This window comes from Vibrio sp. SCSIO 43133 (assembly GCF_023716845.1).
GTDB lineage: Bacteria > Pseudomonadota > Gammaproteobacteria > Enterobacterales > Vibrionaceae > Vibrio > Vibrio mediterranei.
This window is the reverse complement of record NZ_CP068024.1, coordinates 547,247-573,584: the sequence shown is the minus strand read 5'-3', so window position 1 is coordinate 573,584 and position 26,338 is coordinate 547,247. Positions and strand designations below refer to the sequence as shown.

At 44.3% G+C, this 26,338-nt stretch carries 20 protein-coding genes; 10 read left to right on the top strand and 10 right to left on the bottom strand.

The annotated features are described in order from the left end of the window. Positions 1-49: 49 nt before the first annotated feature. On the bottom strand, positions 50-1,237 hold the full coding sequence (tyrS, locus tag JKJ11_RS02875) for a tyrosine--tRNA ligase (RefSeq protein ID WP_062456773.1): 1,188 nt from the start codon (positions 1,235-1,237) through the stop codon (positions 50-52). 129 nt (positions 1,238-1,366) lie between these two features. Here tyrS and shyC point away from each other — a divergent pair, with 129 nt between their 5' ends. Beyond that, entirely contained in the window at positions 1,367-2,656 is a 1,290-nt protein-coding gene (shyC, locus tag JKJ11_RS02870; RefSeq protein ID WP_062456770.1) for a peptidoglycan DD-endopeptidase ShyC, read from the top strand. An 84-nt stretch (positions 2,657-2,740) separates the two neighbouring features. On the opposite strand, the gene JKJ11_RS02865 is transcribed toward shyC, so the two are convergent. The 7 genes from JKJ11_RS02865 to JKJ11_RS02835 form a co-directional block, all read right to left on the bottom strand. Further along, positions 2,741-4,552, bottom strand: a complete 1,812-nt coding sequence (locus tag JKJ11_RS02865; protein WP_038229195.1) for an AMP-dependent synthetase/ligase — start codon at positions 4,550-4,552, stop codon at positions 2,741-2,743. 204 nt (positions 4,553-4,756) lie between these two features. Beyond that, entirely contained in the window at positions 4,757-5,716 is a 960-nt protein-coding gene (gene leuO, locus JKJ11_RS02860) for a transcriptional regulator LeuO (RefSeq protein WP_006074856.1), read from the bottom strand. A 521-nt stretch (positions 5,717-6,237) separates the two neighbouring features. Continuing rightward, positions 6,238-7,281 carry an MJ1255/VC2487 family glycosyltransferase gene (locus tag JKJ11_RS02855; RefSeq protein ID WP_252038723.1) on the bottom strand — a complete coding sequence of 348 codons (1,044 nt, stop codon included), beginning with the start codon at positions 7,279-7,281 and terminating at the stop codon, positions 6,238-6,240. Between the two features lie 12 nt (positions 7,282-7,293). Further along, positions 7,294-7,827, bottom strand: a complete 534-nt coding sequence (locus JKJ11_RS02850; protein WP_038229191.1) for a phosphatase PAP2 family protein — start codon at positions 7,825-7,827, stop codon at positions 7,294-7,296. Between the two features lie 160 nt (positions 7,828-7,987). Then, positions 7,988-11,089, bottom strand: coding sequence for an efflux RND transporter permease subunit (locus JKJ11_RS02845; RefSeq protein WP_252038722.1), 3,102 nt, complete (start codon positions 11,087-11,089; stop codon positions 7,988-7,990). Next, complete coding sequence (locus JKJ11_RS02840; protein ID WP_252038721.1) at positions 11,086-12,387, bottom strand: efflux RND transporter periplasmic adaptor subunit; 1,302 nt, start codon at positions 12,385-12,387, stop codon at positions 11,086-11,088. The genes JKJ11_RS02845 and JKJ11_RS02840 overlap by 4 nt, the downstream gene beginning before the upstream one ends. Before the next feature lie 15 nt (positions 12,388-12,402). After that, positions 12,403-13,059 (bottom strand): TetR/AcrR family transcriptional regulator, encoded by a 657-nt coding sequence (locus JKJ11_RS02835; protein ID WP_006074851.1) that lies wholly within the window; start codon positions 13,057-13,059, stop codon positions 12,403-12,405. Positions 13,060-13,463: 404 nt separating this feature from the next. Here JKJ11_RS02835 and leuA point away from each other — a divergent pair, with 404 nt between their 5' ends. The 5 genes from leuA (at position 13,464) to JKJ11_RS02810 (ending at position 19,206) form a co-directional block, all read left to right on the top strand. After that, positions 13,464-15,011 carry a 2-isopropylmalate synthase gene (gene leuA, locus JKJ11_RS02830; protein WP_252038720.1) on the top strand — a complete coding sequence of 516 codons (1,548 nt, stop codon included), beginning with the start codon at positions 13,464-13,466 and terminating at the stop codon, positions 15,009-15,011. Positions 15,012-15,131: 120 nt separating this feature from the next. After that, on the top strand, positions 15,132-16,220 hold the full coding sequence (gene leuB, locus JKJ11_RS02825) for a 3-isopropylmalate dehydrogenase (RefSeq protein WP_252038719.1): 1,089 nt from the start codon (positions 15,132-15,134) through the stop codon (positions 16,218-16,220). A gap of 60 nt (positions 16,221-16,280) precedes the next feature. Continuing rightward, on the top strand, positions 16,281-17,681 hold the full coding sequence (gene leuC / locus JKJ11_RS02820) for a 3-isopropylmalate dehydratase large subunit (protein ID WP_252038718.1): 1,401 nt from the start codon (positions 16,281-16,283) through the stop codon (positions 17,679-17,681). Between the two features lie 13 nt (positions 17,682-17,694). Next, positions 17,695-18,297: a 3-isopropylmalate dehydratase small subunit gene (gene leuD, locus JKJ11_RS02815; RefSeq protein WP_006074847.1), complete on the top strand. Its 603-nt coding sequence runs from the start codon at positions 17,695-17,697 to the stop codon at positions 18,295-18,297. Positions 18,298-18,426: 129 nt separating this feature from the next. Next, positions 18,427-19,206, top strand: a complete 780-nt coding sequence (locus tag JKJ11_RS02810; protein WP_503060912.1) for a DUF547 domain-containing protein — start codon at positions 18,427-18,429, stop codon at positions 19,204-19,206. 40 nt (positions 19,207-19,246) lie between these two features. Here the strand turns inward: JKJ11_RS02810 and JKJ11_RS02805 are convergent, their stop codons facing one another. Together JKJ11_RS02805 and djlA are read right to left on the bottom strand one after the other, a co-directional pair. Further along, entirely contained in the window at positions 19,247-19,789 is a 543-nt protein-coding gene (locus tag JKJ11_RS02805) for a DUF924 family protein (protein ID WP_252038716.1), read from the bottom strand. Continuing rightward, positions 19,789-20,637 (bottom strand): co-chaperone DjlA, encoded by an 849-nt coding sequence (gene djlA, locus JKJ11_RS02800; RefSeq protein WP_038229178.1) that lies wholly within the window; start codon positions 20,635-20,637, stop codon positions 19,789-19,791. The genes JKJ11_RS02805 and djlA overlap by 1 nt, the downstream gene beginning before the upstream one ends. 159 nt (positions 20,638-20,796) lie before the next feature. On the opposite strand from djlA, the gene lptD reads away from it, so the two are divergent. The 4 genes from lptD (at position 20,797) to rsmA (ending at position 26,272) form a co-directional block, all read left to right on the top strand. Next, positions 20,797-23,115 (top strand): LPS assembly protein LptD, encoded by a 2,319-nt coding sequence (lptD, locus tag JKJ11_RS02795; RefSeq protein ID WP_252038715.1) that lies wholly within the window; start codon positions 20,797-20,799, stop codon positions 23,113-23,115. Between the two features lie 73 nt (positions 23,116-23,188). Then, positions 23,189-24,493 (top strand): peptidylprolyl isomerase SurA, encoded by a 1,305-nt coding sequence (surA, locus tag JKJ11_RS02790; protein WP_038223090.1) that lies wholly within the window; start codon positions 23,189-23,191, stop codon positions 24,491-24,493. Continuing rightward, positions 24,483-25,469: a 4-hydroxythreonine-4-phosphate dehydrogenase PdxA gene (gene pdxA / locus JKJ11_RS02785; RefSeq protein ID WP_038229171.1), complete on the top strand. Its 987-nt coding sequence runs from the start codon at positions 24,483-24,485 to the stop codon at positions 25,467-25,469. Before surA ends, pdxA begins: the two co-directional genes overlap by 11 nt. Further along, entirely contained in the window at positions 25,466-26,272 is an 807-nt protein-coding gene (gene rsmA / locus JKJ11_RS02780; protein ID WP_006074840.1) for a 16S rRNA (adenine(1518)-N(6)/adenine(1519)-N(6))-dimethyltransferase RsmA, read from the top strand. Before pdxA ends, rsmA begins: the two co-directional genes overlap by 4 nt. The last annotated feature ends 66 nt before the right edge of the window (positions 26,273-26,338 follow it).

The window sequence follows — 26,338 nt, the reverse complement described above, 5'->3', positions numbered from 1 at the left end:
CATCCCTGCGCAGGCAGGGAGCTAACTAATGCGCTTACAATATCACCGATTATTTCAGTGTCACTCGAGCAAACTTACGTTTACCGACTTGGTAAACCGCTTGGCCCGCAGCTGGTACTAGCTTAGTATCTTCCACTTTCTCGCCATCGATCTTCACTGCGCCTTGACGAATCATGCGCATTGCATCCGATGTTGAGTTAACCAGTGCTGCTTCTTTTAAAAGGTTACCAATTGGAAGGCCTGCTTCGAATTCGAATTCTGGCATTTCATCCGGCATCGCACCTTTTTGGAAACGATTGATGAACTCTTGCTCAGCCGCATCGGCATCCGCTTCAGTATGGAAGCGTGCGATGATTTCCTTCGCAAGTAGAATCTTAATATCTCGAGGGTTTGCGCCACCCTCAACATCGGCTTTGAACTGTTCAATCTCGCCTAGAGGACGGAATGACAGCAGCTCATAGTAGCTCCACATTAGCTCATCAGAGATAGACATGATCTTACCAAACATCTCTGACGGCGCTTCGCTGACACCAATGTAGTTGTGTGCAGACTTGGACATCTTCTTCTCGCCGTCCAAACCTACTAGAAGCGGCATAGTCAGCACAACCTGTGGTTTCTGACCATGTGATTTTTGAAGCTCACGGCCCATTAATAGGTTGAACTTCTGGTCTGTACCACCAAGCTCTACATCCGTTTTCATCGCTACTGAATCGTAACCTTGTAGCAGTGGATACATAAACTCATGAATTGCGATTGGCTGGTTGTTGCCATAGCGTTTTTTAAAGTCATCACGCTCTAGCATACGAGCTACAGTTTGGTTAGCTGCAAGGCGAATCATGCCCTCAGCACCCAGTTCTGATAGCCACTCAGAGTTAAATGCGATCGTCGTTTTCGCTGGATCTAGGATCTTAAACACTTGCTCTTTGTACGTTTCAGCGTTACGCAAAACGTCTTCACGAGTTAGCGGTGGACGCGTCGTGTTTTTGCCCGTTGGGTCACCAACCATACCAGTGAAGTCACCGATTAAGAAAGTCACATCATGACCTAGGTCTTGGAATGCACGTAACTTATTCAAAATTACTGTGTGGCCTAGGTGAATATCTGGTGCTGTAGGATCGGCACCCAGTTTGATGCGTAGAGGACGGTCCTCTTTTAACTTAGCAATCAGTTCTTCTTCTGGAATTAGCTCGTCAACACCACGTTTGATCTCAGCCAACGCTGCTTCAAGGTTCGCCATTCTTGTTCACTCCCACAGATTTGGCAAAAATATAATAGTTGGACATCTTACTTGAATAGCGATGTTTTTTGAAACCAGTTAGACTAATTGGTTTAGGAAATTTCAAAAATAATGTTGAATTGAACTCTCATGGTATCTGTTTTTAAGCGCCTGCCTTGGCTTCACCGTGCGCTCATCGCCTTTTTTACGGCACTAATCGTTGTTGCCTTGTTCCTGCCAGACGTAACTGAGCTGGATGATGGGAATGACCGACTTGAAGTCGGCAAGCATTACGCCCTAACGATTGACAATAGCGCCTTTCCTATTGGTGATGCCATTCCACCAACCGTTGTACTCAATTGGGAAGAGCATACTGTTCGCTCTGGAGAAAGCGCTGCCATTCTCTTTCAACGTTTAGGACTGTCGCCACGCTTGCTGCATGAGTTAATTTATACCAATAACGATATTAAACAGCAGCTCTCGAAATTGAGACCGGGAGATAAGCTAACATTCGGATTCGACGAGAATAGCGACTTTATCCAGCTAAAACGTAGGATTAACGACTATGAAACGTTCAAGATCACTCGTACTGATGACGGATTTACCTCGACTTGGGCTAAAAAAGAGGTCGACTATCAATACAATTACGCACAAGCACAAATTTCATCTAACTTTTGGAACGCTGGGATTTCAGCTGGATTAACTGCTAATCAAATTATGGAGTTGGCCGGTATTTTCGGTTGGGATATCGACTTCGCGTTAGATATTCGCTCCGGTGACAGTTTTCAATTGCTATACCAAGAAAAAGTCGTGGAGGGAGAAGTGATCGGTCGTGGCAAAATTATCGCTGCGATTTTTAAAAACCAAGGCGATACCTTCAAGGCGATATTAGACGATAAGACGGGTAACTATTACGACGAAAATGGTCGCGCAATGAAGAAAGCGTTCTTGCGTTCCCCACTCGATTTTCGCCGTGTAACCTCAAACTTTAACCCAACTCGTCGCCACCCAGTGACCGGAAAAGTTCGCGCCCACCGAGGCACCGATTATGCCGCGCCAGTCGGCACACCAATTTGGGCTGCCGGTGACGGTATTGTCCAGAAGTCCAGTTATAACCAGTTCAATGGTAATTATGTATTCATCAAACACAGCAATACGTATATCACCAAGTACTTGCACTTGACGAAGCGAACCGTAAAAACCGGACAACGAGTAAAACAAGGTCAAACTATTGGTACACTTGGCGGAACAGGTCGTGTAACCGGTCCTCACCTTCACTATGAATTCTTAGTAAATGGCGTCCATAAGAACCCGAGAACGGTAAAACTGCCGCAGTCTAAGTCGTTAACAGGTAAAGCTAAGCAGACCTTCCTAGCCAATGCTGAGAACCGACTCAACACCTTAGATAGATACAGTGAATTGTTGTACGCCAATAACTAAGTTCAAAAGCCGGAACACCAAAATAGAAAACCCTAGCGAATAGCTAGGGTTTTTCTTTTACTACTGCAGCTTAATCGCTAGAGCTTAGTGTGGCTTATTTGGGGTATCGCGATACATCTCTTCAATTTCATCTTGGTAGCGATCGTTGATCACTTTACGGCGAAGCTTTTGCGTTGGCGTCAGCTCACCTTTATCCATAGAGAAACCCGTCGGCAGCAACTTGAACTTTTTCACCTGCTCAAACTTTGCCAGCTCTTTTTGCAGTTCAGTAATACGCTTCTCAAACATCTCAACCACTTCATTGTGCTTAATCAGCTCAAGACGATCATGATATTTAATATTAAGCTCTTTAGCGTACTCTTCTAACGTATCAAAACATGGCACGATCAGCGCCGACACGAATTTACGAGTATCGGCAATAACAGCAATTTGCTCGATGTAATGGTCTTTACCAATCGCACCTTCAATCGCTTGTGGGGCAATATACTTACCATTTGAGGTTTTCATTAGCTCTTTAATACGGTCAGTGATAAACAGATTACCTCGCTCATCAAATTGACCCGCATCACCAGTTTTTAGGAAACCATCGGCATCAAACGTTTGCGCGGTTTCTTCCGGCAATTTATAGTAGCCACGCATAACCATTGGTCCGCGAACTAATATTTCATTGTTCTCGCCAATTTTCACTTCCGCACCAGGCATCGGCATACCGATAGAGTCTGGGTTATAACAAGTATCGTCCCAGCACGAGACGGTTGCCGTTGTTTCGGTCATACCGTAGCCAAGCTTGACATTGATACCAATGGCTTGAAAAAAGCGACCAATGGTTTCATCAAGTTTAGCGCCGCCACAAGGCATAAAGTTAATACGTCCACCTAGTAGCTCACGTAACTTACTCAACACCAACTTGTCTGCCAATGCATGACTCTTCTTAAGAATCAATGAAGGCTCAACGTTGTCCTGACGGCATTGTGCCATTTTCGCACCCATGTTGACCGCCCAGGTAAACATAATCTTGCGATGAACGGGCGCTTTAGAAACACGTTCATGAATAGCTGAGAAGATTTTTTCGTAGAAACGAGGCACCGCACTCATTACTGTAGGACGAATCTCACTCAATGCATCACGAACCTGCATTGTATCTTGTAGATAGCAGTTGGTACCGCCTTGATACAATACATAGAACGTCCAAGCACGCTCGAACACGTGTGATAGCGGTAAGAAGCACAATGATACGTCTCGATCAGTAAGGCTTAACCTTGCATCATGACCTTTCAACTGTGCTGCGATGTTAGCGTAATCTAGCATTACACCTTTAGGTTGACCTGTGGTACCAGACGTATAAATCAGCGTTAGCAGATCATCGTAATTGGCCTGTTCTAGTCGCTCTGATAGCGTGGACTGTTGTTCAATGCTGGCATCAGACATAAAGCTTTGCCAGCTCACACTGAAATCATTTTCAGCCAGAACGATGTCATCACTCATCGCGACGATAAGCTCTAACTGACTGCACTCTTCATAAATAGATAAAGCCGCATCATACTGCGCTTGCTCTCCAACGAATAAGATACGAACGTCAGCGTTCTGAACGATATAGCTGGTTTGAGCTGGGGTATTTGTAGGGTATAGCGGCACGGTTACCGCGCGAATTTGCAATGCTGCTAAGTCAGCAATTGTCCACTTCGGCATGTTATTGGAAATGATACCGATTTTGTCTTGAGGTTGGATTCCTTTTCCAAGTAGAGCCAGAGATAACGCATCAACGTTTACCCCAAACTCCTTCCAGCTAATCCCTTGCCACACATTGTTGATTTTATGTCGTAAGGCGATCTTGTCGCCACCTTGTGCGATTCGGTCACGAATCTTCTTTACAATATGGAAATCTAAATTAGCCATGTTCTATCTTTACCTTTTAGCTTACACATGTAAGCTTTTTGAGCGCACAAGTGTACCTATGCTCGTAAAAAAGGCAACCGACCTATATCAAAGTTATCAATAATAGTTATCGGTTTAATCATTCAATGATAATAACTTTCTGTAAAAACTAAAAAAGCCCTGTACAGATACTGTTCAGGGCTTGCTCTAGAAAGTTGTAATAGACTATGACAACGCGACAACTTCGCCGCAGATGACCATCAACTGATCACGCAACCAGATGTGACCTTTATCTTTCTCACTCGACTCATGCCAACTCAAGTAGCCGCTGATTTTGGTGTTTTCTAATGGCAGTGAAAGTACTTGTAGCTGCTCTTTATTAACCGCATTTTCTACCAACCAACGTGGTGCGATAGTCACAAGCTCAGATTGACCAACCACATAAAGCACGTTGCTTAGACTGGTTCCTTCATAAGATGCTTGGCACTCCAGTTCACGATATGCTTGCTCAGAGAAGCTGCGAACACCGTGTACTTTAGATAACTTAGCGTGCTTTTCATGTGCTAACTGAGCTGTGCTCACTACACCATGAATTCGTGGGTGATTCTTGGCAGCAACTACAACCAGTTCATCTTGGAAGATCTCTGTGCTTGAGAAGCCTTGCGCATCATAACGAGCGTAATCAATGACAAAATCAATTTCTTGATAACGCATGCGATCTGCTAATTGACGGTCAGCTTCAGCGTCCAAGTGCAATTGAACGTGAGGCGCTTGCTCGGAAATAGTGTGCATGATTTTTGGAGCAAAACGCATATCACATGGAGAACAAATTGCCATTTTGAACAGGCGAGTTGATGTTTCTGGTGTAAAAATAGAACTCGGTAGTTCATTGCGAATCAACTGCAATGCTTGGCGCACAGGACCAAACAGCTGACGAGCACGTTGTGTTGGTTGAATACCACGGCCCTGACGCATAAATAGCTCATCGTTGAACATCACTTTAAGGCGCGCAACGGCATTACTAACTGCTGGTTGCGACATACCCAAATTGTGTGCCGCGCGAGTGATATTCTGCTCTTGCATCACTGCGTCGAAAACAGTCAATAGGTTTAGATCTACGCCGCGTAATGTGCTTTCCATGCGGTAGCTAGCGATAGCGCTCATAGCATCTTTTTTGTCTAACATTTAGTAAGCCTCGTGTAATTTCAATCTCGAATATGTGAGTAAGGATTAATGGTTAGCAACAGGAGTTATTTACTCGCTACCACTACGTACCTTACAACGTTCTATTAATCCTCTGCATAGTTCGAGGACAAAACAAACTATCTACTAATAACAAACCCAACACCAACAAGTTTGACAAAGAATCACCAAATTTTATCGAGATAAATACATTATTCATTAACAACAATAAGTTACATTATATATAAAAAAAGATAAATTACATTTTTAATAACTTTTGTCCGTCACAAACTCTAAAACCATAATTACTGAGTATATCTACCATAGTTTCCAACGCATTATCTGTATCTAACTACCATATAGAACAACTTTCAAAGTATTTAAATAACAGATACATGATATCTATTATTTAATAGGCATTAATACCTGGTATAAATACAACAGCAACACATTACAGGGCTGTAATCGCAAAAAAGCCGCTCAATGCGGCTTTTCGTTAAAGTGATAAAGTGCCTCAATGGTTGTTAAATGGATGCGTAGCTCGGAAAATCAACTTTCTCCCATAAACGATGACGTAGCTGCTGGCTACAATCCCAGTTTCCAGCTATTAGCCACTCCGCAATCTCGTTAGCAACATCTGGATAGGTTACTCGTTCAGCTTGCTTTTCATCTAACCAAGCACGAATGACCGATGCATCAAGGAAGTCCATGGACTGAGCAAGCCCTAAGCTCTCTAGCGTTGCGGCATTACTTTGTTGTTCAAACTGACCATCAAGTGGTTTTACCAATAGCTTCTTACCTAAGCTCAGTGCTTCAGACGGCAGCTCAAACCCACCATTGGCGATTACCCCTTGGCAACGGTGCAGATCGCGCTGAAACTGCTCATGACTCAGCGGCTTCATCAGAATGTTTTCGACTTGTTGCTGCTCAATAATCTCAGGGTGATAACAGATAAAGCTTTGATTTACGAAGCGCAATAGCACATCGATAATGGTTTGTGTGTTTTCAAAAGGCAGATAAATTAATACGAAGTCTTCCGAAGTCACATCATGTCCGTTGGTATGAACAATAGGCGGTAAGATAGGTTGGCCAAAATGATACCAATGCAAACCCAGTTGATACTTGGAAGGTGCAAAATGTTGGATGACTGAGTCATCAATCCAGTTCGCCCCCTTTTGTGGCACATCAAATAAAAACGCATTTTGATGGCTGATGCTGACGGTTGGTATGTTTTGAGAGCGTGCTGCCCAAGCCGTGATTGGCTCAAAATCGTTGATGACTAAGTCATAGTCCGAGACATCCATTTGTCTCACTTCACTAAAAAAGCTGGTTAAACTATTTTCCATTACTGTTTTCAAGTAATTAACCTTGCCATCCTCGGTGACAAAACTAAATCCCCGCCGGGTTTGGTAATCACCAAATTGCTCCATGGAAAAATACTTGTCTCTGTCGCGTCCGGAAAATAGAAAATCTACCTCGACATCATGAGACTTCAGTGCCTGAGACATCGCTCTCGCTCTGGCAATATGTCCATTTCCAGTCCCCTGAACACCGTAAAGAATCTTCATCAATATCACCTTTTAAACTAACTCAAGCACGTAACTGATCGATACATGCGCAGCGGATACACCTAATACAGCACCAATAACCACATCAGTAAGAAAGTGAACCCCGAGCAGAATTCGTGACGCACCAATCAGCAACGCCCATATCAAAGCAGCGTCATACCAAGCTGGATAGAAGTGCCCGATTATTGTTGCCATTAGAAACGCCGCTGCGGTATGCCCTGAAGGCAGGCTGTAACGATCAGAAGGTGTGATGAAGGCCTGAAGAAGATGAGAGAACTCTTCAGGACGGCGACGTTTAAAACTGTTCTTCGTTAACCAATAAATAGGTAGCTCAATGGCAAAAGCCAGCAACGCAGCAGCAAAGAACAAACGCCCTGCTACATCGTCCATAAACCAAATCATCAATCCTAATATTAGGTAAAGATGACCATCTCCAGTTCTGGACACCCAACGGCTTATCTTAGCGACCGGGGCATTAAAGCGATGCTGCAAGCAAAACAATGAAAAGGCTAAATCCATTCGCGCAATTGGCTCAATGGTTCTCATAACTCACTCCTTGTGATAACGAGTAACTCATGATCAAAAAGTAGTCAGCAACAATGACAATTAGGTGACGATTTATTGGAGAAATGATGAAAGTTAGTGGCTGAGGAACTCAGCTCACTAACTTGTAGAATGGAAGTAAGGAATATTATATTTACGCGAATTAGATTTCTTCGTGTTTGTGGACCAATCCCCAATCAGCCAATATGGCGTACGCCGATGGAATCATAAATAACACCAAGGCCGTCGAAGCAAAAATACCAAACACAATCGAAATAACGAGCGGCTGAATAACCTGAGCTTGCAAGCTGGTCTCGGTAAGTAGAGGCAATAAACCTGCCGCCGTAGTCATTGAGGTTAAGAACACCGCACGAAAACGTTCACGGCTCGCTTTAACCACAGAGTCATGCACTGAATCGCCTTCATCCACATGGTGACGTATGTACTGCACCAATAGAATCGAGTCATTCACTACAATACCGGCTAGCGACACAAATCCCATAATACTTGGCATACTCATTGAGTGTCCTAACAGCAAGTGCCCCCATACCACACCAATAAAGGCTAAAGGAATCGCCAACATAACCACAAAAGGTTCAAGGTAACTTCTGAACTGATAACTCAGAATGGTGAATACGCCAAATAATCCTAATAGGAACCCTTTTGCCATTGACGCGCCAGTTTCTGCACTGTCTTTGGTTTCCCCCTCGAAGTCGAATCTCAATCCTGGATATTCTTGCTGTAGCTTGTTGACTTCTTCAGCGCGGAACTGGCTGATAATATCGGTAGAGCTAGCTTTAGATGCGTCAACATCACCAAATACGCTCACGGTTCTCAAACCATCAACACGTTGGATACGCACATAGTTACGCTGAAAATCTAACGTCGCGACAGAAGCCAGAGGAACTTGTGAACCGTCCGCCAGGAAAATCGGGAAATTAGCCAACTGCTGGATATCACCAATATCTTGCTTATTGAGTTTCACCTCAATTTTAATGTTTTCCACCCCTACCTGAATTTCATCAGCAGTTTGACCAAAAAACGCGGCTCGAAGCTGGCTAGCAATCAGCTGACCATTAACACCAAAGCTCTCGGCACCTGGGCGTAATTTGACCAGAATTTCTTCTTTACCTAAACGCATATCGTCCAAAACACCACTGACACCATCAAACTCATTCAAGTATTGTTGTATCTCAACGGACGCCGCTTTTAGCATGTCTAGGTCATCATGCTTAATGCGAATTTCCAATGCACGGCCACCCGGCCCCATCGTCGGTTGCTTGAAGACTAATGAGATCGGATCAGCAAGCTCTCCCACATCTTCTCTCCAAGCCGCAATAAAATCATCGATCAAGGTATTTCGCTGCTCAGCACTGAGCAAATCCAGTCTCACAGTAGCAATATGTGGCCCTGATTCGTTAGCATCACGGTTGGTATTGAACTGACTAGTAATTTGTTTTACCAGTGGTTCGCCACCTTCCATTTCGTCGCTCCACTGCTTATTGAGTTTTTCAGCCGACGCTACAATTTTATCAACAACACGCTCTGTTTGAGACAAGGAAGCTCCTGGTGGCAGGATGATCCTCGCTTCAGCAATATCGCCATCTAATGAAGGGAATGGGTGGAACTTCACTACTCCACCAGCGATTAAGCTTACCGAGATAAGTAACATCGCAAAGACACTGCCCATAAAGGCATAGCGGTAGGAAACAACTTTGTCGACCGCATTCACTAATGTTGTATTGCGAAAATGCTCAAACCGCTCGAGTAATACGCGCTTGAACTTCACGGGAGGCTTATCTTTATTATGCTTATGCAGCGAGTGAGACAAGTGATTCGGCAAAATCAAAAATGCTTCAACCAGACTAAGCGACAACACCAAAATTAACACTTGTGGCACAGCGCGCAGCACCGCCCCCATTTCTCCTTGCAGGAAGAGCAAGCTGCCGAAAATACACACGGTAGTCAAAAACGAGGAGATAACACCGGGTAGGACTTTCTTCACTCCATTGATGACCGCATCATCGATACTCTGTCCTCGATCAAGGTGAGATTGAATCGACTCTGCGATAACGATAGCATCATCCATCATGATACCGATGGCCATTAATAGCCCAACTAGCGACATGATATTGATCGACAGCCCGAGGTTAGCCATCAAGAAAAGACCACCAAGAAATGCCACCGGTAAGCCAGCGGCAACCCAAAACGAATAACGGAAACTAAAGAACAACCACATCGTCGCAAAGACTAATAAGATACCCTGCCAGCCATTTTTGACCATCATGGTCAGACGATCCCAAAGTACCGATGACATATCGTTGGTCATTTCTAACGTCACGCCTTCTGGTGCGATAAGTCGCTGTGCATCTACAAATTTGGTGACCTGTTCTTTTACACGCAGTGCATCATCTTCTTTGTTTTTACTGATCTTCAGCACTGCAGAAGGCTTACCGTTGAACAGTACCTTTTGCTCATCAAGCTCAAAGCGGTCAGTAATGGTCGCTACATCTTTCAAGCGAATAAGTGCACCGCTGGGACTTGAACCGACAACAATAGACTCCAACTCTTGCGGGGTTACTCGTCGTTCATCAAAACGAATTAAGAAATTTTTGTCTTCAGTTTCAACATTACCACTCGGTAACTTGATGTTCTGATTACCAATTTGTACCGCGATATCACTGATACTGAGCCCCATTTGGCGCATGATTTGAGTGTTCAACTCCACACGATATTGGTGATCCGAGAAACCGCTCACATCAACAAGTGACACACCATAATCCAGCTTTAGAGTGCGCTTAAGCTGCTCGGCGTATGCCTTTAACTCTGGCCAACTGGTGTCCGCTGTAATAGCAACGTCTACCACAGGCTCATTCCAATCCAGCTCTTGAACTACTGGAGATTCAATCTCGTCAGGAAAATCGTTGATAGCATTAATTTGAGTTTGCACATCCACCAGCATACGGCCGATGTCTGCTCGCTCATTGAGTTTAAGCGTTAAACGCGCAGAACCTTCAATCGCTTCACATTTGGTTTCTTCAATATTTGATAGGCCATCGACGGCATCTTCCATTCGTACGCAGAGACTCTCTTCCACTTCCTGTGGCGATGCCCCCGGATAAGTGATAGCTGCCATAATATAAGGCGGATCAAACTCCGGGAAGGTTTCACGTTTTATGGTCGACAACGACGAGATACCCAATATCAACAATGCTAACATCAGCAAATTGGCAGCAGTTGGGTGCTTAGAGAAAAATCGAATCATTGGCTTGCCTCGTCGATGCTCTCTCTGACTAACATTCCTTCAATAGCGGGCAAAATATCGTTCAGAATCACTTTTTCACCTTGCTGTAGGTCACCAGTGATGATCACTTGATTATCCCTACGGTAAGAGACTTGTACCGAACGCATTTCAAGGCGATTTTCATCGTTCATTAAATAGATTTTATCGCCGTGTAAAGCGCGTTCAGGCACGAGCCAAGATGGCTGTTTCTGTCCTTCAATGGTTGCTTTTACAAACATCCCATTGACCAGCACTGGCGTACCCGCAAGGCCGTTGTTGCTTGGTAATTGAGAAACTTCCAGAATCACACCTGCTGTCGCTTGGTTGGCATCAACGGTTTCGCTGACACGTGCCACTTTAGCTGGCCACGTTGCCGTAAGGTTTCCGCTACTCAATTCCACAGTGGCTTGCAGCTTATCTAATTCAACATTACCACTTTGGCTCTCATCCCAATTCAGGGTATTCGACAACAGCTGCAAATCGTGAATCGACAACTGCGCTTCTACTTCCATCACATCGTTTAGGTGTGCTGTAACCATGGTTTGCTGCAAGTTCACTACTTGGTTTAACTCAGCATCCACTTCAGAAACACGCATCGTAACGGGCAAAACAATACGAGTCTTTTCCAATGAGCGCTTCGCTTCATCTACTTTCGCTTGGTTCACTTTCACCAAAGCTTGGGAGACACCTCTTTCATCCGGCATCAACGCCAATTGGTTTTCAATATCTTGAACCAACTTTTTCTGCGACAACATATTTTGTTTTTGAGTATCGACATCAGATTGAGACGTTAAGCCACGCTTATTGAGGTCCACACGACGCTGGTATTCGTTTTCCGCGAGTTGTAAGCGGTTTATCTCAATAGATAGTGTTTGTTTCAGGTTCGCCTCTTCTTGGTCTAAACGAGCCAATTGAGTTTCGCTTGATTTAAGGTCGGCAATCGCCTGTGATAATTTGAGTTCGTAATCTAAAGGGTCAATACGAAGAATTTCCGTTCCCGCCGCTACCACGGTGCCTTTTTCTAAATTTGGATGCTTGTAAACAACCGCTCCTGTCACCTCAGCGATGGCCTTCCACTCAACTTTCGGTTCAGCTCGACCAAAGCCAATTGCGATAGGCGCTGACATCTGAGGGTCCAGAGTCATGGTATCCACGACTCTTGAGCGATCTCCAGCGGGTTTCGTTGGCACATCGGGTCTCAGGTTTATTGCAGCAATGAGCGCAATTACACCAACTGCAAAGGCAGGAAAAAACAACAGCTTTTTATTTTTAGACGTCATAAGGTCACATTCTGATTAGTCGTTAGTAGGGTCGCGTAACAGCGCACGTGATAGCAATGAGATGTTGTGTTCGAGCAACTCATCTAGAAAGGCTTCATTCAGTTCGATTCCGTGTAGTTGCAACATGGCAGGTGGCGCGACAAACGGAAACACCATGAGTGATATGAACGATACTTTACAAAGCTTCGGATCAATATCATCACGTAAATATCCTGCCTGTTGCAGTCGACCAAACATCAGGTCATGGTCTGGGCGAGCAAGATCAACAAACACTTTTTCAAACAGTCGTCTCTGTGTCGCCGAGGGAGGCATATGCATGATTTGAGCGACTAAACGCGGGAACTGTGGAACTTTGTTCATTTCGTGATAATAAATACGCATAAAATCAAACAAGTTACGATGATCGCCTTTCATAAAGACTTCATCCATTTTGTTTTTCATCGGGGCGATGGTCTCACGAACCATGGTTTCGAAGAGCCCCTCTTTGTTGCCAAAGTAGTAACGAATCATCGCAATATTGACACCCGCTCGTTGCGCAATCAGGCGAGTCGATACCTTATCGTATGGCATGACAACAAACAGTTCACGAGCATGCTCTAGCAGCTTTTGTCGCGCGTCAGTTTGCTTTCTAGGGCGGCCTACCTTTCTCTTTTCTTGTTCCACAGGCTGCATAATTTAACCTTAATTATTAATCACTAGATTAATTATAGGACTGATACCTTTGCTTTATGCAGAACAATAATTCATCACAATTTAATCATTTGATTAATTTACTATTGAAAACGCTGAGACTGCAGTGCTCACTGATCCGATATCCAAGAAAAATTAGATTAACCCTTGACGCATGAGCTTGAGTGCGGTACTAATCTTGTAACTTAATTTTGTGGAATGCATAACAGTGTCATTACGTTTTTCTCTACTCCTGAACCTCCTCCTTATCGTGAAAACATCGCGCGGGTAGGTTGTGGACGAAAAACACCACTAAGAATTCTAAAAAAACCCGCTTAGACAAGCGGGTTTTTTTATATCGATTGAACTGGACGTAAACGATTAACCTGTACAAAGAGGAAGCAACTATGAAAGATCAGGTGATAATATTCGACACCACATTGCGTGACGGCGAGCAAGCACTTTCAGCAAGTCTGACAGTTAAAGAGAAACTGCAAATTGCTTATGCGCTCGAGCGTCTAGGTGTTGATGTTATTGAAGCTGGCTTCCCTATCTCCTCTCCAGGTGACTTTGAGTCAGTACAAACCATCGCTAAACACATCAAAAACAGTCGAGTTTGTGCATTGTCGCGCGCAGTGGCTAAAGATATTGATGCCGCCGCTGAAGCGTTAAAAATCGCAGAAGCATTCCGTATTCACACGTTCATCTCTACCTCAACGGTTCACGTTCAAGATAAATTGCGTCGTAGTTATGACGATGTAGTCGAGATGGGCGTAAAAGCGGTGAAACATGCACGTAACTATACCGACGACGTTGAGTTCTCTTGTGAAGATGCAGGACGCACACCAATCGACAATCTTTGCCGTATGGTCGAAGCCGCTATTGACGCTGGCGCAAGTACTATCAATATTCCAGACACGGTAGGCTACACGGTTCCAAACGAATTCGGTGGTATCATCCAAACCCTTTTCAATCGCGTTCCTAACATCGACAAAGCGATTATTTCGGTGCACTGCCATGATGACTTAGGCATGTCTGTGGCGAACTCTATCGCAGCAGTCCAAGCAGGTGCTCGCCAAATTGAAGGCACCATCAATGGTATCGGTGAGCGCGCAGGTAACTGCTCTCTAGAAGAAATTGCGATGATTATTAAAACGCGCCAAGAGCTTCTAGGTGTTCATACTGGCCTGCAACATCAAGAAATCCATCGCACCAGTAAACTGGTTTCCCAGCTATGCAACATGCCAATTCAAGACAACAAAGCCATTGTTGGTGCGAATGCATTTAGCCACTCTTCAGGCATTCACCAAGACGGTATGTTGAAGAACAAAAATACCTACGAGATCATGACACCGGAATCCATTGGCCTAAAAGACAAAGCATTGAACCTAACGAGTCGTTCTGGTCGAGCTGCTGTTAAGAGTCATATGGATGCGATGGGTTACAACGAGAATGAATACAATCTAGACACGCTATATGAGGATTTCTTGAAGCTAGCGGATCGTAAAGGTCAGGTCTTTGATTACGATTTAGAAGCATTAATGCACTTTGCGAACTTGCGTGCCGAAGACGACTTCTTTAAGTTGAACTATCTAAGCGTTCAATCTGGTAGCATCATGGCAACGACAAGCATCAAGATTCAATGTGGTGATGAAGAGAAATGCGAGGCGGCCGTCGGTAACGGCCCAGTTGATGCGCTTTATCAATGTATCTATCGCGTGACGGGTTACGACATTGTTCTAGATAAGTTTGATTTGACTGCAAAAGGTGAAGGCGAAGATGGTTTGGGCCAAGCCGATATTATTGCTAACTACAAGGGTCGCAAATATCACGGGACTGGTGTCTCAACGGATATCGTTGAAGCTTCTGGTCAAGCCCTACTTCATGTTATCAATAGTATTCATCGCGCTGATCAGATTGAAGAGATGAAGCAGAAAAAAGTAGAAGCGGTCTAAGGTAAGCGTTCATTCCCAAGACCACAGGAAAATTTAGCCCCTTGCTGTTGTTGTCCAGACAATAGTTTTCAAGGGGCTTAAGAAATATAAGCAAATACAACATTTAAGGAAATTAGCCCCATGGCAGGTACTTACAAGATTGCAGTTCTACCAGGTGATGGTATTGGCCCAGAAGTTATGGCTCAAGCACATAAAGTGTTGGATGCGATTTCAGAGAAGCACAGCATTACACTAGAACGTGAAGAATACGATGTAGGTGGTATCGCCATCGATAATCACGGTTGCCCTCTTCCAGAGAGCACAGTGAAAGGCTGTGAAGAATCAAACGCAATCCTATTCGGTTCAGTTGGAGGTCCCAAGTGGGAGCACCTTCCACCCAATGACCAGCCAGAACGTGGCGCCCTTCTACCACTTCGCAAACACTTCCAACTATTCTGTAATTTACGTCCAGCGCAAATTCACGCTGGTCTAGAAGACTTTTCACCTCTTCGTGCTGATATTTCAGCAAAAGGCTTCGATATTGTAGTGGTTCGTGAGTTAACAGGTGGCATCTACTTTGGTCAGCCAAAAGGTCGTGAAGGTGAAGGCCCGACAGAAAAAGCGTTTGATACTGAGGTCTACCACCGTTTTGAAATTGAACGCATTGCCAAGATTGCCTTTGAGTCCGCACGTCTTCGCAACAAAAACGTTTACTCCATCGATAAAGCGAATGTTTTACAAAGCTCTATCCTATGGCGTGAAGTCGTTGAAGAAGTAGCAAAAGAGTACCCAGATGTCACTCTAAACCACATGTACATCGATAACGCGACCATGCAATTAATCAAAGATCCGGCTCAGTTTGACATCATGCTTTGCTCTAACATCTTTGGTGACATCATTTCTGATGAGTGTGCGATGATCACAGGTTCTATGGGCATGTTGCCATCAGCAAGTCTTAATGAAAGTCAATTCGGTCTCTACGAGCCAGCTGGCGGCAGTGCACCAGACATCGCTGGTAAAAACATTGCTAACCCAGTAGCACAAATTCTTTCTGCTGCGCTAATGCTTCGTTACAGCTTAGGTGAAGAGGCCGCAGCGCAAGACATCGAAGCCGCAGTTAGTAAGGCACTATCTGTAGGCGAGTTAACGGCGGATCTAGCAGGCGATAAGCCAGCACTTAGCACCTCTGAGATGGGTGACAAGATCGCAAGTTACGTATTGAACCCATAATTACAACATCGCCTTCGCTGCGCCTATAGGGGCGTGGCGGAAGAAGCAAGGAATTTAGCAATGTCAAAAACACTATACGAAAAAGTCTACGATGCACACGTCGCCGTAGAAGCGGAGGGTGAAAACCCAATCCTATATATCGATCGTCACTTGGTTCATGAAGTGACATCTCCTCAAGCATTTGATGGTCTGCGCGAAAAAGGTCGCCAAGTGCGCCAAGTAGGTAAGACTTTCGCGACGATGGACCACAACGTTTCGACAACGACCAAAGACATCAACGCCTCTGGTGAAATGGCGCGTATCCAGATGGAAACGCTATCCAAGAACTGCGAAGAATTCGGGGTGACGCTTTACGATATCAATCATAAATACCAAGGTATTGTTCATGTTATGGGCCCAGAGCTTGGTATTACGCTACCAGCGATGACCATTGTTTGTGGTGATTCGCATACGGCTACTCACGGTGCATTTGGTTCATTGGCATTTGGCATTGGTACCTCAGAAGTAGAGCACGTCCTAGCGACTCAAACACTAAAACAATCTCGCGCTAAAGCGATGAAGATTGAAGTCAAAGGTAAAGTAGCTCCCGGTGTAACGGCAAAAGATATCGTCCTAGCCATTATCGGTGAAACTACAGCAGCAGGTGGTACGGGTTACGTCGTTGAGTTCTGTGGTGAAGCGATTACTGACCTTTCTATGGAAGGTCGTATGACGGTATGTAACATGGCTATCGAACTCGGTGCGAAAGCAGGTCTAATCGCTCCTGATGAGACGACGTTTGAGTATCTAAAAGGCCGTAAGTTCGCTCCTCAAGGCGCTGACTGGGATGCTGCCGTTGAATACTGGAAAACCTTTAAAACGGATGACGATGCTAAGTTTGACGCAGTCGTTACTCTTAACGGTGCCGATATTAAACCTCAGGTTACTTGGGGCACCAACCCCGGCCAAGTTATTGCCGTTGACCAACCTATTCCATCACCGGAAAGCTTTGCTGACCCAGTAGAAAAAGCATCTGCAGAAAAAGCGCTGGCTTATATGGGTCTAGAAGCGGGTAAATCACTTAAAGACTACCCAGTAGACAAAGTATTTGTAGGTTCTTGTACTAACTCCCGTATCGAAGATATGCGTGCTGCAGCCGCTGTTGCTAAAGGTCGTAAAGTCGCAGGTCATGTGCAAGCTTTGATTGTCCCTGGCTCAGAGCAGGTAAAAGCTCAGGCTGAAGCGGAAGGCTTAGACTCTATCTTTAAAGAAGCGGGCTTTGAATGGCGCTTGCCAGGCTGCTCAATGTGTCTGGCGATGAACAATGACCGCCTAGGCCCACAGGAGCGCTGTGCCTCTACTAGTAACCGTAACTTTGAAGGTCGTCAAGGCCGTGACGGTCGCACACACCTAGTGAGTCCTGCAATGGCAGTCGCAGCGGCTATCGCAGGTCATTTTGTTGATATCAGAGAGCTAGACTAAGAAGGAAACCCACATGTCAGGATTTAAACAACACACAGGCTTAGTCGTACCTTTAGATGCAGCGAATGTCGATACCGACGCCATCATCCCTAAGCAATTTTTACAGAAAGTAACTCGCACTGGTTTTGGTAAACATCTATTCCACGACTGGCGCTTCTTGGACGACGCAGGCGAGCAAGACAATCCAGAATTTGTCATGAATGCTCCTCGCTATCAAGGCGCTAGCATCTTACTTGCTCGTGAAAACTTTGGCTGTGGCTCTTCGCGTGAACACGCTCCGTGGGCACTGGCTGATTACGGCATCCAAGTAATGATCGCTCCAAGCTTTGCTGATATCTTCTATGGCAACTCTATTAACAACCAAATGGTACCAGTTCGATTAACGGAGCAAGAGGTGGATGAACTGTTCCAATACGTCGAAGCAAACGAAGGTGCAGAAATAACTGTCGACCTAGAAGCAATGAAAGTAACCGCTAACGGTAAGTCTTACAGCTTTGAGATTGACGAGTTCCGTCGCCACTGCCTATTAAACGGTCTAGACAACATTGGTCTAACGTTGCAGCACGAAGACAAAATTGCAGCTTATGAAGCCAACATTCCTAGCTTCCTAAAATAAATGCCAAAACGAATTGATAAATCCCAGCCAAGTGCTGGGATTTTTTTCACTCAATTGAAATAACTCGGCATCTTTACAGGTCTGATGGATTAGCCTTACATAAAATGGATCGTTGCTATGGTTAAAACACTGCTTAGAGCACTCACGACTTCTCTCTTATTGTTTAGTTTTACTGCGTTTTCCGCACCGAAATCGGAGCTTTGGGCTTACTGGAATTCAAGTAATGAAGCAAACCTTCAAAACGTGTCACACCAAAGTTGGCAAGCCTTTCTTGATAAGTATTTGGTAGTAGAAGGTGATAACACCTTGGTACGTTACGTTCGAGTTTCTCCAAACGATAAGCAGCAATTAAAAAGTTATCTGTCGGAACTCGCAGCCATCGACCCAAGAACACTGAATAAAGCGGAGCAATATGCTTACTGGGTGAACCTCTACAATGCGATTACCGTTGACCTAATTTTGGATAATTACCCAGTAAAATCGATTACAAAGCTGGGTGGTTTATTTAGCTTTGGACCTTGGGGAGATGATGTCATTACAATTACAGGTCAGACACTGACGCTTAATGATATTGAGCATAGAATCCTTCGTCCTATTTGGAATGACCCAAGAACCCATTACGCCGTTAACTGCGCCAGTTTAGGGTGTCCAAACCTGCAACCTCAAGCATTCACATCAAGCAATACAGAAGCGTTACTGGAACAGGCGGCAAGCACTTTTATCAACTCAAATAAAGGCGTGAAAATCAAAGGTGACAAGGCAACACTTTCGTCGATTTACGACTGGTTTGCTGAGGACTTCAAAGCTCAAGGTGGCGTCATTGCTCATATGGCAAAATACAGCCCTAAGCTAACAGGGTTTGCGGGTATAATTGATTACGATTACGATTGGGCTTTAAACAAAAAATAGTATTAGGGTCCAGGCTTGCTTGCCTAGACCTTACTACATTTCAAAAACTAGAGCCGGGCTGGGTAAGAAATTCCAGCTCTTCCTCACTAGATTGTCGCCCTAAAATCTTATTCCGATGTGGGTAGCGGCCAAATCGCTCGATAATCACTTTGTGGCGATATTCAAAATCCAGGTTATTTTCAAGACCGCTTTGTTTAAACAAGCGCACAGCCTCTTCATGAACAACCAAAGATTCGCTATGCATATAAGGCATGTATAAGAAGCTACGTCGCTCTTCACTTAGCTTCATATCTTCGCCTAATGCTACCGCTTCTTGGGCGAGTACCAACGCCATTGGGTCGGACAGAAATGACTGAGGCTTACCGCGATATAAATTCCGAGAAAACTGGTCTAATACTATGATTTCAGCTAGGCGTCCTTGTGGGCTTTGACGCCACGTATACAGTTCACCGAGCGCGGCTTTATTATGCAGCGCCAAAAAGCGCTGCTCTATAAGGCTATCTAGTGCCTCATCGCCCGAGAACCAATCTGCGGGGGTTAATTCACCAAACCAAAAGTCCAGTACATCCTTGTCTGTCTGCATTATTTAAATCCCTTCACCTTCTTAATTAAATCATAGGCATTTTGAATCTCTTGAGATTTTTCTTTTGCCATATTCATCATTTCAGGTGGCAAACCTTTAGCCATCAGTTTATCTGGATGATGCTCATTCATCAGTTTACGATAAGCTCGTTTGAGCGTTTTCGCATCGGCATCTTCAGACACACCAAGCACATCATACGCATCAGAAAGCTGCGACGCACTGCTCGCTTGCTGCCAACTTCCTGATTGTTGACCACCTTGATAGTGACCACCACCGAAATTACCACCTTGTTGGAATCGGAACGCCGCTTCTTGCATTCGTAATCGCTGCTCTAACTGCTGAGCTGAGAAGCCAAGCCCTTGTGCAATCCGGTGCAACACTTCTCGTTCAGCAGGGTGAACACTTCCGTCAGCAAAGGCTGCTGAAATTTGCAATTCCAAAAAGAACTGAAGCAGATCATGACGACCGCCCGACGAAATACGGACCTTATCAAGAATGCGTTCTAACGGAAAATCCGCCGACTTCCCTTCGCGGAACGCTTCTTGAGCTGCTCTTTTTTGCTCACTATTAAGGTTCATACGATCCATCATAATGGTCGCTAGTTGAATCTCTTCTTTGGTGACTTGTCCTTTCGCTTTGGCAACATGCCCCATCACAGCATAGGCAGAGGTGAGAAATTCTTCTTGTCGTTTAGCTTGATCTGCACCGCCAAATCCACCTCGTGCAAAACCACCTTGATTTAATCGTCTCGCTTTGTCGAACTGGTGCCCAATGAATAAACCGAACAGCGCACCTAACGGTCCGCCAAATAACATGCCGAAAAATACGCCTAAAATTTTACCTATCATGTGATTTTTGTGCTCTTTATTTATGAATTTTTGCGCTGATTCGCAGTCTACTAGTGTCGTTAAGGTCAATTTCCTTTATGATAGAGACCGTCTTATAAACGATTCAATATCAATCGAATTCAACTGAATGAATCAAGTTAAACAGGATAGTACAACTCGATGTCACGTTTTTCCCGCACATATCTAGCGGCCTCAATAGGTGCTGCGCTGCTAGCGTCTTACGCACATGCCGAAGAAACATCGAAAAATAGTGGGCAAACTATGCCACCAGCAGAGCAGTGCTCTGTTGATACTGCACAAAGTTCCGATTCCAATCAAGAGCCAATCAATATAGAAGCGGACTCTTTGGAAGCGATCAGTGGACAACGCGCGACATATAAAGGCGATGTAGTGGTAGTTCAAGGCAATAAAACCATCACCGCAGATAATGTCACACTTCATCAAAAAGAAAATATCGTTGTCGCTGAAGGTAACGTGGTAATGAATGATGGTGAGATCCGAGCAGTCTCTGACAAAGCCACAAACAACCTCAATAAAGATGAAATTACTCTTGAGAACACGCAATATCAATTTTTGTGTACCCCAGGCCGTGGCGATGCAGTATTTGTTTCCAAGACTGGTAAAAAGCTATATGAGATTGAAGATGGCTCGATTACTTCATGCCCAGAAGGAGACAACTCATGGCGTTTCTTAGCTTCTGGTATTGATATTGATCCAGACGAGGAGGTCGCAACACTTTATAATTCAAGAGTTGAAGTTCAGAACGTCCCTATATTTTATTTGCCATATATGCAGATGCCTATTGGTGACAGACGCAAAACCGGTGTGTTACGACCATCTGCATCACTTGGTTCTAAGAATGGTTTTGAGTTTGCACTGCCTGTTTACTGGAATCTAGCTGAAAACTACGATTTGCTTACTACTTTCAATTATATGCAAAACCGTGGGTTGCAATTAAAAGGCGATTTTAGGTACTTAACTTCAAACAATAATGGTCGATTACGGGCTGAAGTCTTGGGGAAAGATAAGAAGTTCGAGGATAAGGGCGCTCGCTGGGCTAGTCAATTCACGAACAATTCTAGATTTAACTCCAACTGGGGTCTGAAGGTCGATTACTCTCAAGTCAGTGACATCGATTATTTTACAGATATGGACTCGAGTCTGGGTAATCGCTCAGATGGCCAGCTATTACAAGAAGGTGATGTTACCTATAGAAATGCCAATTGGGATACTGCTCTTAGAGTTCGAGATTTCCAAATTTTGGTTGAAAATAGTCAACCCTACCAGCTAGCACCACAGTTTGAAGCTAACTATTACCTACCTAGTTTCTACAAGGGATTAGATTTTGACGTGGTTAGCCATATTTCACATTTCACAATAAATGATGAAAGGAAGCCAGAAGCCATCCGTGTTCATATCGAGCCAGGACTAACTCTACCTCTCGCCACAACTTGGGGTACATGGACAACAGAAGCTCGTTATTTATCTACCTATTACGATCAAGACATACGTAAACCTGTCCTTGATAATAATGGTAACGTTAGGCCTTTAGAAGAAACGGTTTTTCGTAATATTCCACAATTTAGAACACATGCAGGCTTAATTTTAGAACGAGATACATCCTTCATTGGTGGTTATACTCAAACCTTAGAGCCTCAAGCTCAGTACCTATATGTGCCACAAGTTGATCAAAGTGGCATTTACGAATATGACACGACACTATTACAAACTGACTACTATGGCCTGTTCCGCTCGAGAAAATACAGTGGCGTGGACAAAATAGCCGCAGCTAATCAAGTAAGCTATGGTGCTACTAGCCGCTTTTTTGATTCGGGGAATAGAGAAAGGCTAGCAGTATCGTTTGGTCAAATTTACTATTTAGACTCTGAAACAAAACAATCAAATGCACCATCTGATGATACCTTATCAAACTACTCCGCTTGGGCTATAGAAACGGACTTCAACTACAATGATCGTGTATTCTACCGCGGTGGTATTCAATACGACATTGATAGTTCTCAAGTGTCATTAGGTAATAGTGCGATTGAGTACCGTGTTGGTGGTGATTTCATTCAGGCCAACTACCGTTATGTGACAAAAGAATACATAGAGAATACTGTTAGTTTGAATAATATTGATTCTATTACCAAAAATGGAATCTCTCAGATTGGGTTATTGGGAGGTTATCGTCTTAATCCAAATTGGATTTTCAAGGGACAGTATTTTTACGATACAACAGAAAAGACGTCGATGGAATGGCTAGCTCAGATTCAGTATGAGTCTGATTGCTGGTATCTTGGGTTTGACCTTAGTAAACAACTTAGATCATGGGAGAATGGCATTGGCAACAACCCAGTATTCGAGCAAAATATTAGAGTGAATTTCGGAATTACTGGTTTAGGTGGAAGTACTGCTCCGCCACCATCACCTACAGGAAACGCGCTAAGATACAGCCGACCATTTACCCTGAATAACTGATCGTTAGACTGAAATTAGGAACTTTATCAACTTCACAGACTCTTAGTCTGTGAAGTTTTCACTAGGAATATCGATGAAATTTATAAGCAAACTCCTTTCAACATGTCTTTTGTCGGTTATGGCTTTACATGCCATTGCCGAGCCCGTTGAGCTTGATCGCGTTCGTGTTATCGTCAACGATGGCGTTATCCTACAAAGTGATATTGATTCTGCCACTAAGACTCTTACTGCCAACGCTCGTAAGAATGACCAAGAGCTACCTTCTGCAGATATTATCCAAGAGCAAATCCTCGATAAACTGATCTTAGAAAAGCTGCAGTTACAAGAAGCTGATCGCATTGGTGTTCGTATCGATGATAACCGACTAGAAAGCACGCTTAACGATATTGCTAAAAACAACAATCAAACCATCGAGCAACTTCGCCAAACCGTACGTGAAGAAGGACTAACATGGGAAGCATTTCGTGAACAAATTCGTGATGAAATCGCCGCCAGTGAAGCTCGTAACGCTATGGTAAGACAACGAATCAACATTCTACCAGCTGAAGTCGATAACCTCGCAGAGCTGCTTGCTAAAGAAAGCGACGCCACAGTGACCTATAAGATTCGTCACATTCAATTGCGCTTTAATGATGGCGAAGATAAAAGCGTTCAAGAGCAGCAAGCGAAGGATCTAGTTGCACGCCTAAAATCAGGCGAAGATTTTGCCACTATGGCATATACCTACTCAAAAGGTCCGAAAGCGCTAGAAGGCGGTGATTGGGGCTGGATGCGTAAAGAAGAGATGCCAACCATCTTTGCTGACCAAATTAAGATGCAAACTAAAGGCACTATTATTGGTCCATTCCGCAGCGGTGTTGGTTTTCACATCTTAAAAATTGAAGACGTTAAAGGCTTAGAGACGGTGTCTGTTACTGAAGTGAACGCACGACACATTCTTATCAAACCTACGGTTATTTTAAGTGATGAAGGGGTTCAAAGAGAGCTCAACAATATCATCGCTAAAGTTCAATCTGGTGAATCTACCTTTGCTGAAATGGCCGAGCAATATAGCCAAGACCCTGGCTCAGCCGTCCAAGGCGGCGAACTGGGTTACCAAACACCAGAACTATACGTTCCGGAGTTCAAGCATCAGGTTGAAACCTTACCTATTGGCCAAATCAGTAAACCATTTAAAACCGTACACGGTTGGCACATCGTCGAAGTTCTAGATCGTAGAGATGTCGACAAGACAGGCTCAGCCATGCAGAACCGCGCATACCGCATCTTGTTCAATCGTAAGTTCAATGAAGAAGCTTCGGCCTGGATTCAAGAACTTCGCGCCAGTGCATTCGTAGAAATGGTGAACGATGATGAGGAAGATAACAATGCCAACTAAGCGTATTGTTGTTACCGCCGGAGAGCCTGCAGGTATAGGCCCCGATCTCGCGGTTGCTCTCTCACAGCGAGACTGGCCGCATCAGGTTGTTGTCTGTGCTGATAAGACCTTAATTGCCGAGCGTGCACAGCAGCTTGGCATTGACATCGACCTAATCGATTATGATCCGACTGTTCACGATTCACATTGCAAAGGCCGCTTGGTTATTTTACATGAGCCGTTGCAAGCCCCAGCCAAAGCAGGAAAGTTAAACGAAGCGAATGGACAATACGTGTTAAATACCCTAGAAAAAGCAGCAAAAGGCTGTATGAAAGGTGAATTTGATGCTATTGTCACCGGCCCTGTGCATAAAGGGGTGATCAATCGAGCTGGTGTCAGCTTTAGTGGCCATACTGAGTTCTTTGCAGAAGTATCAAATACACCACTTGTGGTCATGATGCTGGCAACGGAAGGATTAAGAACCGCACTTGTCACGACTCACCTTCCATTATCGGAAGTACCTGCAGCCATCACCGAAGATCGTGTTACACGCATTGTTGATATATTGCATCACGACTTGGTCACCAAGTTTGGTATTACCAAACCCAATATCTATGTCTGTGGCCTCAACCCTCACGCAGGTGAAGATGGCTGCTTAGGTATGGAAGAGATAGAAACTATCACTCCTACCCTAGAGAAACTTCGCACAGAAAAAGATTATCAACTTATCGGCCCATTACCCGCCGATACGATATTTAATGACAAATATTTACGCGATGCGGATGCTGTCTTAGGCATGTATCACGATCAAGTTCTCCCTGTACTTAAATACAAGGGCTTCGGTCGTTCAGTAAACATCACTCTTGGTCTACCCTTTATAAGGACATCGGTCGATCATGGCACTGCATTGGATCTTGCTGGCACAGGCCAAGCAGATTTTGGCAGCTTTGAGACAGCACTGGCGTACGCAATAGATTTAGTAGAGAGCAGACAATGAGAAATGATGTCCACCTAGGGCACAAAGCAAGAAAGCGTTTTGGTCAGAACTTCCTAAATGATCCTTACGTTATCGACGGAATTGTATCAGCAATTAATCCGCGTCCAGGTCAAAACTTAGTTGAGATTGGCCCAGGTCTTGGTGCGATTACTGAACCAGTAGGCAAAGAAGTCGACAAGTTTACAGTTATTGAATTAGACCGAGATCTTGCGGAACGTCTACGCAATCACCCAGATTTGGGAGATAAGCTCACCATTCACGAAGGTGACGCTATGCGTTTTGACTTTACTCAACTTGTTAATCCAAATAACAAGCTGCGTATCTTCGGTAACCTGCCGTACAACATCTCTACACCTTTGATGTTCCACTTATTTGAGTTCCATAAAGACATCCAAGATATGCACTTTATGCTACAAAAAGAAGTGGTGAATCGCCTTGCCGCCGGTCCAGGCACAAAAGCTTACGGCCGTCTGACGGTCATGGCTCAGTATTACTGCAAAGTGGTTCCAGTACTTGAAGTACCACCAACAGCATTTGTTCCACCACCGAAAGTAGATTCAGCGGTAGTAAGATTGGTTCCTTATGAAGAACTACCTTATCCTGCGACTAGTTTGAAATGGCTAGATAGAGTCTGTCGTGATGGCTTTAACCAGCGTCGTAAAACCGTTCGTAATTGCTACAAGTCTCTTATGTCGGCAGAAACGCTGGAAGAACTGGGCGTAAACCCTTCTATGCGACCAGAGAATCTAACATTACAACAGTTCGTAGCCATGGCTAACTGGTTAGATGAAAATCATAACTAATTCATTAAAAAACGCTCACTAGCTTGCTAATGGGCGTTTTTTTTTGTCATAGTGAATAGGCAGCCC

Coding starts and splice junctions, on each gene's coding strand:
- leuO (WP_006074856.1), bottom strand. CDS start 5,716: ATGTTAGACAAAAAAGATGCTATGAGCGCTATCGCTAGCTACCGCATG.
- JKJ11_RS02845 (WP_252038722.1), bottom strand. CDS start 11,089: ATGATTCGATTTTTCTCTAAGCACCCAACTGCTGCCAATTTGCTGATG.
- rsmA (WP_006074840.1), top strand. CDS start 25,466: ATGAGAAATGATGTCCACCTAGGGCACAAAGCAAGAAAGCGTTTTGGT.
- tyrS (WP_062456773.1), bottom strand. CDS start 1,237: ATGGCGAACCTTGAAGCAGCGTTGGCTGAGATCAAACGTGGTGTTGAC.
- shyC (WP_062456770.1), top strand. CDS start 1,367: ATGGTATCTGTTTTTAAGCGCCTGCCTTGGCTTCACCGTGCGCTCATC.
- leuA (WP_252038720.1), top strand. CDS start 13,464: ATGAAAGATCAGGTGATAATATTCGACACCACATTGCGTGACGGCGAG.
- JKJ11_RS02850 (WP_038229191.1), bottom strand. CDS start 7,827: ATGAGAACCATTGAGCCAATTGCGCGAATGGATTTAGCCTTTTCATTG.
- djlA (WP_038229178.1), bottom strand. CDS start 20,637: ATGATAGGTAAAATTTTAGGCGTATTTTTCGGCATGTTATTTGGCGGA.
- leuB (WP_252038719.1), top strand. CDS start 15,132: ATGGCAGGTACTTACAAGATTGCAGTTCTACCAGGTGATGGTATTGGC.
- surA (WP_038223090.1), top strand. CDS start 23,189: ATGAAATTTATAAGCAAACTCCTTTCAACATGTCTTTTGTCGGTTATG.
- JKJ11_RS02840 (WP_252038721.1), bottom strand. CDS start 12,387: ATGACGTCTAAAAATAAAAAGCTGTTGTTTTTTCCTGCCTTTGCAGTT.
- JKJ11_RS02855 (WP_252038723.1), bottom strand. CDS start 7,281: ATGAAGATTCTTTACGGTGTTCAGGGGACTGGAAATGGACATATTGCC.
- lptD (WP_252038715.1), top strand. CDS start 20,797: ATGTCACGTTTTTCCCGCACATATCTAGCGGCCTCAATAGGTGCTGCG.
- JKJ11_RS02835 (WP_006074851.1), bottom strand. CDS start 13,059: ATGCAGCCTGTGGAACAAGAAAAGAGAAAGGTAGGCCGCCCTAGAAAG.
- pdxA (WP_038229171.1), top strand. CDS start 24,483: ATGCCAACTAAGCGTATTGTTGTTACCGCCGGAGAGCCTGCAGGTATA.
- JKJ11_RS02805 (WP_252038716.1), bottom strand. CDS start 19,789: ATGCAGACAGACAAGGATGTACTGGACTTTTGGTTTGGTGAATTAACC.
- leuC (WP_252038718.1), top strand. CDS start 16,281: ATGTCAAAAACACTATACGAAAAAGTCTACGATGCACACGTCGCCGTA.
- leuD (WP_006074847.1), top strand. CDS start 17,695: ATGTCAGGATTTAAACAACACACAGGCTTAGTCGTACCTTTAGATGCA.
- JKJ11_RS02865 (WP_038229195.1), bottom strand. CDS start 4,552: ATGGCTAATTTAGATTTCCATATTGTAAAGAAGATTCGTGACCGAATC.